At 63.2% G+C, this 13,612-nt stretch carries 12 protein-coding genes and 1 pseudogene; 9 read left to right on the plus strand and 4 right to left on the minus strand.

Annotated elements, in window-relative coordinates; all coding sequences use genetic code 11:
• Positions 1-266 precede the first annotated feature (266 nt).
• The 4 genes and pseudogenes from AC0NIE_RS31695 to panB all read right to left on the minus strand — a co-directional run bounded on the left by AC0NIE_RS31695 (position 267) and on the right by panB (position 3,559).
• Positions 267-896, minus strand: a complete 630-nt coding sequence (locus AC0NIE_RS31695) for an acyl-homoserine-lactone synthase (RefSeq protein ID WP_473489927.1) — start codon at positions 894-896, stop codon at positions 267-269.
• A gap of 95 nt (positions 897-991) precedes the next feature.
• Positions 992-1,716 (minus strand): annotated as a pseudogene (locus AC0NIE_RS31700) (LuxR family transcriptional regulator).
• A gap of 110 nt (positions 1,717-1,826) precedes the next feature.
• Positions 1,827-2,726, minus strand: a complete 900-nt coding sequence (gene panC / locus AC0NIE_RS31705) for a pantoate--beta-alanine ligase (RefSeq protein WP_473489926.1) — start codon at positions 2,724-2,726, stop codon at positions 1,827-1,829.
• Positions 2,723-3,559 carry a 3-methyl-2-oxobutanoate hydroxymethyltransferase gene (gene panB, locus AC0NIE_RS31710; RefSeq protein WP_473489925.1) on the minus strand — a complete coding sequence of 279 codons (837 nt, stop codon included), beginning with the start codon at positions 3,557-3,559 and terminating at the stop codon, positions 2,723-2,725. The genes panC and panB overlap by 4 nt, the downstream gene beginning before the upstream one ends.
• A gap of 173 nt (positions 3,560-3,732) precedes the next feature.
• On the opposite strand from panB, the gene AC0NIE_RS31715 reads away from it, so the two are divergent.
• From AC0NIE_RS31715 to AC0NIE_RS31755, 9 genes are all read left to right on the plus strand, one after another.
• On the plus strand, positions 3,733-4,695 hold the full coding sequence (locus tag AC0NIE_RS31715; protein ID WP_473489924.1) for an NUDIX hydrolase: 963 nt from the start codon (positions 3,733-3,735) through the stop codon (positions 4,693-4,695).
• Between the two features lie 65 nt (positions 4,696-4,760).
• Positions 4,761-5,735: a quinolinate synthase NadA gene (gene nadA / locus AC0NIE_RS31720; protein WP_473489923.1), complete on the plus strand. Its 975-nt coding sequence runs from the start codon at positions 4,761-4,763 to the stop codon at positions 5,733-5,735.
• Positions 5,732-7,279: an L-aspartate oxidase gene (locus AC0NIE_RS31725; protein ID WP_473489922.1), complete on the plus strand. Its 1,548-nt coding sequence runs from the start codon at positions 5,732-5,734 to the stop codon at positions 7,277-7,279. The genes nadA and AC0NIE_RS31725 overlap by 4 nt, the downstream gene beginning before the upstream one ends.
• Positions 7,276-8,163 carry a carboxylating nicotinate-nucleotide diphosphorylase gene (gene nadC, locus AC0NIE_RS31730; protein WP_473489921.1) on the plus strand — a complete coding sequence of 296 codons (888 nt, stop codon included), beginning with the start codon at positions 7,276-7,278 and terminating at the stop codon, positions 8,161-8,163. The genes AC0NIE_RS31725 and nadC overlap by 4 nt, the downstream gene beginning before the upstream one ends.
• A 183-nt stretch (positions 8,164-8,346) precedes the next feature.
• Complete coding sequence (gene bioB, locus AC0NIE_RS31735) at positions 8,347-9,357, plus strand: biotin synthase BioB (RefSeq protein ID WP_473489920.1); 1,011 nt, start codon at positions 8,347-8,349, stop codon at positions 9,355-9,357.
• Positions 9,354-10,493, plus strand: a complete 1,140-nt coding sequence (locus tag AC0NIE_RS31740; protein WP_474045123.1) for an 8-amino-7-oxononanoate synthase — start codon at positions 9,354-9,356, stop codon at positions 10,491-10,493. Before bioB ends, AC0NIE_RS31740 begins: the two co-directional genes overlap by 4 nt.
• On the plus strand, positions 10,490-11,125 hold the full coding sequence (bioD, locus tag AC0NIE_RS31745; RefSeq protein ID WP_474045125.1) for a dethiobiotin synthase: 636 nt from the start codon (positions 10,490-10,492) through the stop codon (positions 11,123-11,125). Before AC0NIE_RS31740 ends, bioD begins: the two co-directional genes overlap by 4 nt.
• Positions 11,125-12,390, plus strand: a complete 1,266-nt coding sequence (locus tag AC0NIE_RS31750; RefSeq protein WP_473489524.1) for an adenosylmethionine--8-amino-7-oxononanoate transaminase — start codon at positions 11,125-11,127, stop codon at positions 12,388-12,390. Before bioD ends, AC0NIE_RS31750 begins: the two co-directional genes overlap by 1 nt.
• Positions 12,387-13,370 carry a beta-ketoacyl-ACP synthase III gene (locus AC0NIE_RS31755; protein ID WP_473489525.1) on the plus strand — a complete coding sequence of 328 codons (984 nt, stop codon included), beginning with the start codon at positions 12,387-12,389 and terminating at the stop codon, positions 13,368-13,370. The genes AC0NIE_RS31750 and AC0NIE_RS31755 overlap by 4 nt, the downstream gene beginning before the upstream one ends.
• Positions 13,371-13,612: the final 242 nt, after the last annotated feature.

Consider the following 13,612-nt stretch of genomic DNA (forward strand, 5'->3'; position numbering starts at 1 on the left):
AACGATTCCGAAGCTGCTGCTTTTTTGCGGCGTAAAGAAATCCGGGCTTTTACGGCGCCCAAAAACTCGGGTGTCTGCGGCGGGGCGCGCCATTTGTGTGGTAACGCTGGAATTGCGGATTGCACCTAAAAACTTCCTGGGCCCAGGTCGTGCGGGGGAATCGACCGGAATAGTCGTAAGCTTCGCACTACGCCGTCCGGCCAGCATATCAACCGTACGTAGCGCCCGCGGGCAGGAGCATTGGTCAGGCTGAGCATCGTTAAGCGCTACGCCGACAGGCCGAGAACCGGTTGCCATAATACAGGTCCGTTCAGACGTCCCCTCCAGCGGATGCGCTTTAGGCTAGCGTGGGAAATCTCGAGAAAACCGGCGACCGCCTCCGTGTTACCGACCGGCTTCGGCTGTCCGATGCGCGACAACGGCCACGTTGCGAGACGCAGGATCCGTTCCATGCGCGTATCGGTCACTGTCACAATCCGAGTGAGATTGTTCGCCAAGCCGAATTCGATCATGCCGGCGAAGAGCTCGTAGGTTGCTTGCGCCAGTCCGCCAGACTTAGGCGCTGATGGAGGGAGATCGAGTGCGAAACGACTGCTCTCCCAAATGCGGGCACTCGCGGGCGCCGCAGTCTCACCCAGCAGCATCGGAAAGGTGTCGCGCAACATTGTCGGTCCGGTGGTCGGTAAAAGACGGACGCAACCGCAAATTCGCCAGTCGGATCCCTTGAGAAGCAGATAGACGGGGTTCAGGCTGTCAAATGCGTCTGTTTCCATCTCGCTTTCGGTCTGAACTTCCCAATCCAGCCTTTTCTTGAAGACCCGATGCCTGAGCCCGTGCATTTCGTTGAGCTCGTTTGGAAACTCGCCGTAGAGTTCAGGTGTTATCAGCTGCATCATCTGTCGCCTCCGTGCAGGATGTGTTCCCGCTATCGAAGAGCAAAGCCGACATTGATGCAGCCTGTAGACCTTTACAGCTTTCCAACAAAAGGAGGTCAGGATCTCCACTGACGGGAAGCAGTCAGCCGTGCTATGCCCTGGTTTATGGTTCGCACGCCAAGCTTTGCCTTGGCGTTTTCCAGATGGAAGGCACGGTGCGTTTCGAGACGCCGAGGATCTGGCTGATATCCCAGGCGGACTTACCGCGCGCCGCCCATTTCAGGGATTCGAACTCCCGCGGGGTCAGCGTTATGCCATCCACCACGCAATCTTCGGCGAGCTGGCGCCGGGCATGTATATGAAAGTTGATTGCGACCAGCTGCAATGCTTTTTCGTAGCGAGTGAGTGACCGCAAGAGAGGCGGACGGGACTGGTCGGAAGCGAAGGTCAGCGCCGCAAACCGGCCGCGATGGTCATGCATGGACATGGTCAATCCGCCGCGAATGCCAAAGTGAGCTGCTTTTTCCAGGATTTCTTGCTGCGAGGCCGGCAGACACTGGCGGGGTCGATCCACGCCCCAATCAAAAGTATCCCAGCCTTGCAGCCCGCGCAGGATCACCGGATCATGGCTGTGGTAGCGCAGTTGCAGATAGTGCGATGTCCAGGATGAAGGATAATTTGAAATCAATCGCGGCGTCTGGCCGGAGACCGACGGGTAACTGAAATAGGCGAAGAGCGGAAAGTCGAAGCCGGCTGCGGCGGACGCCATCGCCTCATGGAGGTCGACCGCATCGATGCTTGCAGAGAGTTGCTCGACGAAGTTTTCGAATACGCGATACATCAGCCCTTTGCGCGACCTCCTCGAATGTTGCTCGATGCCAGGGGAAATCTGGGTCTAAACGACCCCGCATCGATGCGACGCGGACGATTTGGTCGCCATCATCGCCGGCATTACTTTGCTGCTTCCCGGTGAAGCGAACGCCGCGCACCTGGCCACTTACCAACCGGGGATGTTGAGACGTTATCGATGAGCCGCGTGTCGCCGAGCCAAGCCGCGACAAGCAAGCGTGCTGGTCGGTCAAGCCTTGCCAGCGGCTGCAGGTCTGTTTCGCCGCGAAGTTCCAGGTACTCGACCTCGCGATAGCCTGTCGCCAGAATTGTTGCACGCGCTTCATCAAGCATGGGCAGGACAGGAGAGCCACGCGCAAGCCGCTCAGCCGTGTCGAGCAAGACTGAAGCCAGCTTTGGGGCAATGGCGCGTTCTGCTGGCGAGAGCCGGCTATTGCGCGACGATAGTGCAAGACCATCGGTTTCGCGGACTGTCGGACATGCGACCACCGTGATCGGGATGTCAAGGTCCCGGACCAAGCGCCTGACAAGCTGAAGCTGCTGGAAATCCTTTTCGCCAAAGAAGGCGAAGTCAGCGCCGGTCTGCAGGAAGAGCTTGGCCACGACCGTCGCCACGCCATCGAAATGGCCGGGCCGGAAGGCGCCGCACAGGCCCTCGCTGAGAGTGGACACCGAAACGGCCGTGGCGAAGCCCGCTGGATACATCTCGTCTGCATCCGGTACATAGAGCAGATGTGCGCCTGTCGGCACGAGCTTGGCAGCATCTTCGTTTTCCGTCCGAGGATAGGCGGCAAGGTCGGCGGCACTGTTGAACTGCTTGGGATTGACGAACAGCGTCACGACTACCCGCTCGGCCTTCTGAAGCGCGGCCCCCACGAGGCTCAGATGGCCTTCATGCAAGGCTCCCATGGTCGGCACAACGGCCACACGGGCGCCTGAGCGACGCCATCCCGCGGCAACAGCGCGGAGTTCGGCAACGGTTCGAACGATCGGCACGCTCATGTGACGTCTCCGGCCTTCGTCTCGTTGGCGTAGAGATGTTCGGCCGCCGGAAAGCGCCGTTCCCTCACGTCGGCGGCATAAGCCGCAATCGCCGCATCGGCCTGGTTGCCTAGTTCGGCGTAGCGTTTGACGAATTTCGGCCGGAAAGAGCCGAAAAGCCCGAGCATATCATCGCTGACCAAAATCTGGCCGTCGCAGGCGGGCGAGGCGCCGATGCCGATTGTGGGGACGGCGATCTCCGCAGTGATGCGCCGTGCGAGCGGCTCGGGCACTTTCTCCAGCACCACCGAGAAAGCGCCGGCTTCCGTGACCGCACCGGCGTCGCGCCTGATGCGCTCGGCATCGTCTCCCCGCCCCTGGACGCGGTAGCCGCCGAGAGTATTGACCGCCTGCGGCGTCAAGCCGACATGGGCCATGACAGGCACGCCGCGCGCGGCGAGGAAGCGGATCGTCTCGGCCATGGTCTGGCCCCCCTCGAGCTTCACCGCTGCACAACCGGTCTCCGTCATCAGGCGCGCAGCGTTGCGGAAGGCCTGCTCGGGGCTTTCTTCATAGGAACCGAATGGCAGGTCTACGACCATCAATGCTCGCACCAGACCGCGGCGCACCGCCTGGCCGTGCATGATCATCATGTCGAGGGTGACGCTCAGCGTCGACGAGAGGCCGTGCAGGACCATGCCGACGCTGTCGCCGACGAGAACGATGTCGCAGTGTCGATCGGCCAAACTGGCGATCGGCGTGGTATATGCCGTCAGGCAGACGAGTGGAGTCTGGCCTTTCCGCATCCGAACATCCAACGGTGCAATTCCCTTTCGATCACCAGCTGCGCTCAACCCATCCCTCCTTCCCTTGCGTTACCCGCCGCGGGTGTCGCGTTTGGCACATTTTTGTGCAAGTGCGAAGAGCTAAAAATGGGGATGCAGCTGTGCGGTGTTGACGTGCGTACAGCCTCGCTTACATTAAATCGATTAAGGCTCCCGGGCTCGGGTCAACCACTTTCACGAACATGGACGATCAGGCAACAGGAACCAGGAAAGACAAAGCCGGCAAGGCGGACCAAGTCAAAGTGGACCTGATCGCCGTCGTCGTGGCCGTAAATGAAAGTGACCCCTGTCTCCTAACCATCGGCCAGGCTGACACCCTGCCGTCCGGACCTTTTGCGCTTGAGCACCGGTCGCCGCAATCCGGTTTGAGGGGGTGGGTCGAGCAGCAGACCGGCCAGCCCTTGGGATACATCGAGCAGCTTTACACCTTCGCCGATCGGGACCGAATCGGCGCCGAACGCCAGCAGCGCGTCATCTCCATCAGCTATCTCGCTTTGACTAGCAAAGAACAGGCAACGGGCTCATCCAAGTGCGGCTGGCAAAGCTGGTACGACTATTTTCCATGGGAGGACCACCGCTCCGGCACCCCGCCGGTGGTGCTGGATGTTGTGCGACCACGCTTGATCGGTTGGGCAGACGGAGCGAGCGACGCGGCCACGCGACGCGAACGCCGGCAGCGGGCGGCGATCGCCTTTGGCTTCGGCGACCGTTATTGGAATGAGGAGCTCGTGCTTCAGCGATATGAGTTACTTTATGAAGCAGGCCTGGTCCAAGAGGCCGGAAGAGGACGGGAGACGCCGCTTCCCCTGGTGCCGAGCAAATCCATGGTCGCTGATCATCGCCGTATCGTGGCAACGGGCATTGCGCGGCTACGCTCCAAGATCAAATACCGGCCCGTCGTCTTTGAGCTTATGCGACCGACCTTTACGCTACTGCAGCTGCAGCGAACCGTGGAGGCGCTCGCCGGCAGGCTCATCCACAAGCCGAACTTTCGCCGCCTGATCGAGCAACAGGAACTGGTCGAGGAGACCGGCGAGACCACTGCGGAGACCGGTGGTCGGCCGGCGAAGCTCTACCGCTTCCGCCACGCCGTTCTCGACGAAAGGGCCGTCGCCGGGACAAAATTGCCGCTGGCGCGGGGTTGACATCCCTTATACTCACGGCAAGTATATGCCGGTTATCTTCAGCTAGAGTATAAGGGGGGGCATCAATGAGCGCCGTGCTGCCTACGGCCGCGTTCCTCTACGAGCGCGTCCGGCGCGTGATCCCGCCGATTGAATGGCCGTCTTTCGTGGACGATATCGAAGCCATCCTTGCGCTCAAGCGCGAGCGCAATGCCATCATCCTGGCGCACAACTATCAGACGCCCGAGATCTACCATTGCGTCGCAGACATTGTCGGCGACAGCCTGGCGCTGGCCCGCAAGGCTGTGACAGTCGAGGCGCAAGTCATCGTCCTTGCCGGCGTGCATTTCATGGCCGAGACGGCCAAGCTGCTTAATCCGAACAAGACCGTGCTTATCCCCGACCTCGGCGCTGGTTGCTCGCTGGCCGATTCGATCACGGCACAAGACGTGCGGCTGATGCGACAGAGTTATCCCGGCGTGCCCATCGTCACCTATGTCAACACCTCCGCCGCTGTGAAAGCCGAGTCCGACATCTGCTGCACCTCGGGCAACGCAAAGGCGGTGGTGGAATCGCTCGGCGCGCCGCGTGTGATCATGCTGCCCGACGAATATCTCGCCAAGAACGTCGCCGCCGAGACGAAGGTCGGGATCATCGCCTGGAAGGGTCGTTGCGAGGTGCATGAGCGCTTCACCCCGGCCGATATTCGCGAACTGCGCGCCGCACATCCGGGTGTCATCGTGCTGGCCCATCCCGAATGCCCCCCGGACGTTGTCACAGAGGCGGATTTTTCGGGTTCCACCGCGGCCATGTCGGATTATGTCGAGCGGGAAAAACCACCCCGCGTAGTCCTGCTAACGGAATGTTCGATGAGCGACAATGTCGCGGTCGCGCATCCCGAGGTCGAGTTCGTCCGCCCCTGCAATCTCTGTCCGCACATGAAGCGCATCACGCTGGCTAACATTCGCGTCGCACTCGAGGAGAACCGGCATGAGGTTCGGATCGATCCCGGGATTTCAGGGCGCGCGCGCCGCTCGGTCGAGCGTATGCTTTCCATATGAGCCTCGACGTTCATGACATCGGCGGGGCGCCGGTCATCATCGGCGCCGGTGTGGCAGGCCTGATGACGGCGCTTCATCTGGCGCCGGAACCGGTTGTGCTTCTGTCCAATGCGGGGCTGGGAACCGGAGCCTGCAGCGAGCTCGCCCAAGGCGGTCTTGCGGCAAGTGTCGGCGGCGAGGACAGTCCCGAACTTCATCTTTGTGACACCCTCGCGGCGGGCGACGGCCTCTGCGACGTGACGACGGTACGGCGAACGGTCCGAGCTGCACCTGAAGCGATCAGGACTCTAGAGCGCTTCGGTGTCGCATTCGACCGACGCGCTGACGGCGCGTTGCGGCTCGGGCTTGAGGCGGCGCACTCGCAGCGGCGGATCGTGCATGCGGCGGGCGATGCCACCGGCCGCGAGCTGGTCCGCGCGCTGATCGCCGCGGCACGGCGCACAGCCTCCATCACTATCCTGGAAAACGTGGAGGCCCGCCGGCTTGTCGTGGAAGACGGGGCGATTATCGCCGTGGTCGCGGCCGGGTGCACGGGCGCAATCGCCTTGCCAACGCGCCGCGCGGTCCTGGCGACCGGCGGCATCGGCGGCTTGTTTAGCGATACGACAAACCCGCCTGGCTCATGTGGACAGGGGCTCGCGCTCGCCGCCTGTGCCGGGGCGGAGTTCGCCGACCTGGAATTCGTGCAGTTCCACCCGACCGCTCTCGAGGGTCCGCGGCGGCCGATGCCGCTGGTGAGCGAAGCGGTGCGCGGCGAGGGTGCTGTGCTCGTCGACGAGCAAGGAGAGCGTTTCCTCGCTGAAACCCCAGGGGGCGAGCTTGCGCCTCGCGACGTGGTTGCGCGCGCGGTTTGGCACCAGCTCGCTGTCGGACGCCGTGTGTTCCTGGACGCAAGGCAATGTCTCGGCCTCAGATTTGACAAGCGCTTTCCGGCGATCGCCGATTTGTGTCGCCAGGCCGGCATCGATCCCGCGACCGACCCGATCCCGGTGCGCCCGGCGGCACATTATCACATGGGCGGTGTTGCTGTAGACGCTGCCGGCCGCAGCTCCATCGAGGGATTGTGGGCATGCGGCGAGGTCGCATGCACCGGTCTGCACGGCGCGAACCGACTCGCCAGCAACTCGCTTATCGAAGCGGCGGTCACAGCGAGCTGGGTTGCTGAAAGCGTCGCCGACGTATCACACACCCGGCGACCGCGCGTGTGTTCCGCATTCGTGCCTCGACGGCCAGACGCCTCCGGCATCCGCCCAATCGTCTCGGCCGCGCTCGGCATCATCCGCGATGGCGAGACGCTACGCGACGGGGTGGCGACCCTGTTGCCGATTGCAGCTCACGACAGCGCTGCCTCCGGCCCCGCCTTGGTCGCGCTGATGATCGCCATTGCGGCCCTGCGGCGCGAAGAGAGCCGCGGCTCGCACTGTCGTTCCGATTTCCCCGGACGCGATGCAGATGCGCGCCAGTCACGGCTGACACTGCGCAGCGCAATACAGACCGCCGTCGCACTCAGCTGGCGGGCGCCGATACGGAGCACCCTGACATGAATTCGTTCTCACCCCTTCCCTCAACCCTGATCGAGCCGATCGTGCGCGGTGCTCTTCTCGAAGACCTGGGCAGATGCGGTGATCTGACCAGCGACGCCGTGATCCCGCGTGATCGCACGGCCACCTTGGTGCTCAAGTCGCGACAGATGGGCATCGTTGCCGGTCTCGATCTGGCCGCCTTCGCCTTCATGCTCGTCGAGCCTGCGATCGACATGCACATCTGGCGAGCTGACGGCAGCGATGTCGCGGCGGGCGAGACTATCGCCAAGTTGTGCGGACCGGCGCGAGGCCTGCTCACGGCCGAGCGCACGGCGCTCAATTTTCTGTGCCGCCTGAGCGGCATCGCCACTGCCACAGCGACGATGGTCGAGGCCGTGCGTGGCCACAAGGCGAAGATCGTGTGCACGCGAAAGACAACGCCCGGCCTGCGCGCGCTGGAGAAATACGCCGTACGCGTCGGCGGCGGCGCCAATCACCGCTTCGGGCTCGACGACGCCGTGCTGATCAAGGACAACCACATCGCGATCGCCGGCGACATTGGCACGGCAATAGAGCGGGCGCGCGCCGCCGCAGGCCACATGGTGAAGATCGAGGTCGAGGTCGAGACCCTTGAGCAGCTCGATACAGCGCTCACGCTGGGAGTCGACGCAGTGCTGCTCGACAATATGTCGGTTAAGGATCTTGCCCGCGCCGTGGCACTGGTCGGTGGCCGAGCCATCACCGAGGCCTCCGGTCGGGTGACGCCGAAAACGGCTCCGGCGATTGCTGCGACGGGGGTCGACCTCATCTCGGTCGGATGGCTGACACACAGCGCGCCTATCCTCGACATCGGCCTGGATATGCCGGCGCATCGGCGCGCGCTTGAACTGATGGAGATGGAATGAAAAGCATTCCCCCCTCCGCTGGACCGCGCCGACGCAGGAGCTGCTCCATGCGAGCCTGCATCTTTGTGCGGCGCACCCTCCAACTGGTTCAGGCTCATCGGGCTGATCGACGATCGTAGCGAACCCGAGGAGGGTCGACAGACTCCTGCACGTGCTGTCGGACCAGCGACAAAGCTTTTGACGATGACGATTGGAACGAACTCGGAGTGCGACGTGAAGCAAGCCATGCAATCGATCGAGGGGGCACTATCCCGATGGAACCGCAAAGAGGCCGAGGCTATCCACGGGATGCCGTTCAATGACCTGCTCTTCCTGGCTCAGACAATCCACCGCCAGAACTTCGATCGCAACCGGGTGCAGCTGTCGCGGCTGCTCAGCATCAAGACCGGCGGATGCCCGGAGGATTGCGGCTATTGCAGCCAGTCTACACATTACGAAACCGGCCTGAAGGCGTCCAAGCTGATGGAGGTGGAGCGTGTCATTGCCGAAGCGATCAAGGCGCGGGACGCCGGCGCCACCCGCTATTGCATGGGCGCCGCATGGCGCAGTCCGAAGGAACGCGACATGGAGGCCGTGGTCGCCATGATCGAGGGCGTGAAGGCGCTCGGCATGGAAACCTGCATGACGCTCGGAATGCTGGACCTCAGTCAGGCGCAGCGCCTGAAGGCGGCCGGTCTCGACTACTACAACCACAACATCGACACGTCCGAGCGCTATTACGGCGAGGTTGTTTCAACCAGGACCTTTGCTGACCGGCTGGAAACACTTGGGCACGTGCGCGAGGTCGGCATGAAGGTCTGCTGCGGCGGCATTGTCGGGATGGGAGAGGAAAAGGCCGATCGCATCGACATGCTGATCACACTCGCGAACCTGCCCGAGCCGCCGGAAAGCGTGCCGATCAACATGCTGATCCCCATCAGGGGGACGCCGCTTGCCGAGGCCGAACCCATCGATCCGATCGACTTCATCCGCACCATTGCGCTCGCCCGCATCATGATGCCGAGATCCTATGTAAGGCTCTCCGCCGGCAGGACGGCGATGAGCGACGAAACGCAGGCGCTGTGCTTCTTTGCCGGCGCCAATTCCATCTTTGTCGGCGACACGCTGCTGACTGCGGACAATCCCGGGGAGGACAAGGATACTCGTCTATTTAGACGTCTCGGCATCGAACCGATGCAATGCGAGGCGAAATGAACGAGCCACCGCTCGCCCGCTATGAAGCAACCTTGCAGGGGCTGGCACGCAAGGACCGGCTGCGCACATTGGCGCCGCGGGTCGGGTTCGACTTCTCGTCCAACGATTATCTCGGGCTTGCCGCCTCAAAGAGACTTGGCGATGCAGTCTCGGCGGCAATCGAGCGGGGCACCCCTGTCGGCGCTACCGGATCGCGGCTTCTGCGCGGCAACGCGCCGGAGCATGAGGCGTTGGAGTCAGATGCGGCCGCGTTCTTCGGGGCCGAACGGGCGCTGTTCTTCGGCAGCGGCTACATCGCCAACTTCGCCCTGCTGAGCACCCTGGTGAAAAAGGGCGACCTGCTGATCCTCGATGAACTCGCGCATGCCAGCATGCATGAAGGGGCGCGGGCTGGACGCGCCGAGTTCAGGCTGGTGGCGCACAATGACATTGATGCTTTTGAGGATGCGATCAGGCGCTGGCGCGCCGAAGGCGGCATGGGCCGCATCTGGATCGGGGTCGAAAGCCTCTACAGCATGGATGGCGACTGCGCCCCGATGGAGAGCCTGGTCGAGCTTGCCGATCGGCACGAGGCATTCATACTGGTCGACGAGGCACATGCCACCGGGGTCTGGGGATCGGGGGGCCGCGGGCTGGCCGCGGCGTACGAGGGCCGCGACAACATAATGGCTCTCCATACATGCGGCAAGGCGCTCGGTGCATCCGGCGCGCTCGTCACCGGGCCGGGAGTGCTGTGCGACTATATTGTCAATCGCTGCCGGCCGTTTATCTACGCCACCGCGCCATCGCCGCTCATGGCAGTGGCGGCGCGCGAAGCCCTCGCAGTGCTGGTCGACGAGCCGATGCGCCGCGTTCAGTTGCACGAGCACGTTGCCTTCGCAAGCCGGCAACTGGCCGAGCATTGCGGAGCCAAGCCCAGCGGTTCGCAGATCCAGCCATTTGTCGTTGGGGAGGTGACGCGCACCATGGCGATCGCGGCGGCTTTGCAGGCCCGCGGCTTTGACATACGCGGCATTCGTCCGCCGACCGTGCCGGAGGGTACCTCGCGGCTGCGCATTTCGCTGACGCTCAATGTCGGCAAGGCTGACATTTCGGCCATGGTCGAAACGCTTGCCGAAGTGTTGGCCACGGCATGAGCAAGCGCATCGTCGTCACCGGAACAGATACCGGAATTGGCAAAACGGTTTTTGCCGCGGGGCTCGCAGGCCTGCTCGACGGCTTCTACTGGAAGCCGGTGCAATCGGGTCTCGATGAGGAGACCGACAGTGAGGTGGTCGAACGGCTCGCTGGCCTGCCATCCGGGCGCGTGCTGCCGGAGGCCCACCGCTTGAGGAGCCCGCTGTCGCCGCACCGTTCAGCCGAAATCGACGGTGTCTCGATCGAGGCTGCCGATCTTGCATTTCCGGTCCTGCCCACACCGCTCGTCATCGAAGGCGCTGGCGGACTGATGGTGCCGATCAACCGACAGACAAGATTCATTGACATCTTCGCTGAATGGCGGCTGCCGGTGATCCTGTGCGCCCGCACCGAGCTCGGCACGATCAACCACACTCTGCTGTCCATCGAAGCCCTGCGGGCTCGCTCCATCCCGCTGATCGGCGTTGCCTTTGTCGGTGACGAGGCGGCCGATACGCAAGGGACAATCACCGAATTGGGCGCGGTGCGTCAGCTCGGCAGACTGCCACTCCTCGCTCCGCTCACGCGCGAAACTCTGCGAAAGGCGATGTTAGCCGGATTCGACCTCGCCCAGATTGCCGGAGGCGAGTGATGTCGCGGTCGCGCGTCTGGCATCCATTCACCCAGCATGCGATCGAGCCGCCCATGCCGTCCGTCGTCCGCACCGACGGAGCTTGGCTACAGACGAATGACGGAAGGCGTATCCTCGATGCAATCTCCTCCTGGTGGGTGGTCACTCACGGCCACCGCCAGCCGCGGATCATGGAAGCGATCCGGATTGCGACCGAGATGCTTGACCAGGTGATCTTCGCCGGCCTCACCCATCAGCCGGCAGAGCAATTGGCCTCGGCGCTGATCGAAATGGTGCCGCCAGGCCTCGACTGGGTCTTTTATTCCGACAGCGGCTCTACCTGCGTTGAAGTCGCGCTGAAGATGGCGCTCGGCTATTTCCGCAACATCGGCGCGCCGCGCTCGCGCATCGTCGCCATGGAACACAGCTATCATGGCGACACGATTGGAACGATGAGCGTCGGCGCCCGGGGCGTGTTCAATGCCGCCTACGAACCGCTGTTGTTCGAGGTCGACACCATTCCTTTTCCGGCCGCGGGGCGCGAGCAGGAAACGCTGGATCGTTTCGAGGCCCTGTCTCGCGACCGCCGCGCCGCCGCGCTGATCATCGAGCCGCTCGTGCTCGGCGCCGGCGGCATGCTGATGTACTCGGCCTGGGTTCTGACCGAATTGAAGAGGATCGCTGAGGCCTTCGGCACGCTCCTGATCGCCGACGAAGTGATGACCGGTTGGGGACGCACCGGAACCATGTTCGCCTGCGAACAGGCGAACATCTCTCCAGATATCCTGTGCACCTCGAAGGGCTTGACCGGCGGCGCCGTCCCGCTGGCGGCGACGCTCGCTAGCGACGCCATCTTCCAGGCCCACTATTCCGTGGACCGGAAGAAGACCTTTTTCCACTCAAGTTCCTACACCGCCAATCCGATCGCCTGCGCGGCCGCATTTGCCAATGTCGAGGTCTGGCGGAACGAGCCTGTCGCCGAGCGGATTGCGGCCTTGAGCGCGAAACAGGCCACTGGCCTGCAACGCTTCCGAAACAATCCCTTCTTCGTCGACAGCCGAGCGAACGGCACAATCCTCGCTCTCGATCTGCGCACCAGCTCGGCCGGCTATCTGGCGGAGATCGGGCCGAAACTGCGCGCTTTTTTCCTCGAGCGTGGCATGCTGGTGCGCCCGCTCGGCAATGTGCTCTATCTCGTTCCGCCCTATTGCATCACCGGCGAGGAGCTCGACCGGCTCTATGGCGCCATCGAGGAGGCCGGCGAACGCTTCGGTTCGCGGTCATGAACCGGTCGTCGCGCATACTCGGCTTCGGTCATCATGCGCCGGCGCGCAAGGTCGAGAACCCGGAAATCGAAGATCGTCTCGGGCTCGAACCCGGCTGGATCGAGCGGCGCACCGGGATCCGGTCGCGCTTCTGGGCAACGGGCGAAGACACGTTATCGGGGCTTGCCGCGCGTGCCGGCGACATGGCGCTGGCGAATGCCGGTGTCGATCGTGGCGATATCGGCCTGCTGTTGCTCGCGACGTCTACGCCCGACCATCTTCTGCCGCCGAGCGCACCGCTGGTGGCACACCGGCTGGGACTCGACCGCGCCGGTGCGGTTGACCTGACAGGCGCCTGCGCCGGCTTCATCTATGCCCTGATGTTCGCGGACGGGTTCACCCGCCTCCATGGCAAAGCGAGCTTGGTCATCGCCGCCAACATCCTCAGCCGCCGCATCAATCCAGCCGAGCGCGCAAGCGCGGTGCTGTTTGCCGATGCCGCCGGCGCCGTGGTGGTTGGTCCGTGCGAAGAGCCGGATCGAGGCATCCTCGGCGCCGCGCTGGCGTCGGACGGCTCGCGCTACGGACTGATCCAGATTCCCGCCGGAGGAAGCAATGCACCGTTCCACGGCGACCTGGACCTCGAGCAGACCTGGATGACGATCGCCGACGGCCGCGAAGTGTTCGCCAAGGCGGTGGAGATGATGTCTCGCTGCTCTCAGGATGCCCTCTCTGCTGCCCGAATGGGATCGCAAAACATCGACCGGTTCGTGCCACACCAGGCCAATGCCCGGATTTTCGATGCGGTCGGGAGGGTTCTCGGAATAGCCGATGAAGCAATCGCCAAGACCATTGCCGAGTACGGCAACTCTTCCGCCGCGACCATCCCGCTCTCGCTCTCGCTTTCGCACCGGGCACAGCCGTTTCGGCCCGGTGAAAAGATTCTTCTTGCGGCAGCCGGTGCCGGTCTCAGCGGAGGCGCCCTCATCATAGGAATTTAGCCGCACAGCGGCCATGCACAGGAGTGGTCACGGATGACACGAGCAAACGGGCCCGCGAAAAAGTGGTCGCCGGCAAGGTTCATGGGCGCTGGCGCGGTCACGCGAGAGCGATCAAAGTTGCAGGCGATTCTGTCGATCAGCACGATCGGCAATGCTGTCTTGCCGCAAGGGGTTGTCGGCGCCAGCCTGGGAGAGCGCAGCCGACAGAGCTCATGCACAGCCTCCTCGTTCGACGAAGTCAT

This window comes from Mesorhizobium sp. WSM4842 (assembly GCF_055901575.1).

Excerpts from the sequence above, each read along its gene's own strand:
- AC0NIE_RS31695 (WP_473489927.1), bottom strand. The coding sequence starts at position 896 with ATGATGCAGCTGATAACACCTGAACTCTACGGCGAGTTTCCAAACGAG.
- panC (WP_473489926.1), bottom strand. The coding sequence starts at position 2,726 with ATGAGCGTGCCGATCGTTCGAACCGTTGCCGAACTCCGCGCTGTTGCC.
- AC0NIE_RS31715 (WP_473489924.1), top strand. The coding sequence starts at position 3,733 with ATGGACGATCAGGCAACAGGAACCAGGAAAGACAAAGCCGGCAAGGCG.
- nadA (WP_473489923.1), top strand. The coding sequence starts at position 4,761 with ATGAGCGCCGTGCTGCCTACGGCCGCGTTCCTCTACGAGCGCGTCCGG.
- AC0NIE_RS31725 (WP_473489922.1), top strand. The coding sequence starts at position 5,732 with ATGAGCCTCGACGTTCATGACATCGGCGGGGCGCCGGTCATCATCGGC.
- nadC (WP_473489921.1), top strand. The coding sequence starts at position 7,276 with ATGAATTCGTTCTCACCCCTTCCCTCAACCCTGATCGAGCCGATCGTG.
- bioB (WP_473489920.1), top strand. The coding sequence starts at position 8,347 with ATGACGATTGGAACGAACTCGGAGTGCGACGTGAAGCAAGCCATGCAA.
- AC0NIE_RS31740 (WP_474045123.1), top strand. The coding sequence starts at position 9,354 with ATGAACGAGCCACCGCTCGCCCGCTATGAAGCAACCTTGCAGGGGCTG.
- bioD (WP_474045125.1), top strand. The coding sequence starts at position 10,490 with ATGAGCAAGCGCATCGTCGTCACCGGAACAGATACCGGAATTGGCAAA.
- AC0NIE_RS31750 (WP_473489524.1), top strand. The coding sequence starts at position 11,125 with ATGTCGCGGTCGCGCGTCTGGCATCCATTCACCCAGCATGCGATCGAG.
- AC0NIE_RS31755 (WP_473489525.1), top strand. The coding sequence starts at position 12,387 with ATGAACCGGTCGTCGCGCATACTCGGCTTCGGTCATCATGCGCCGGCG.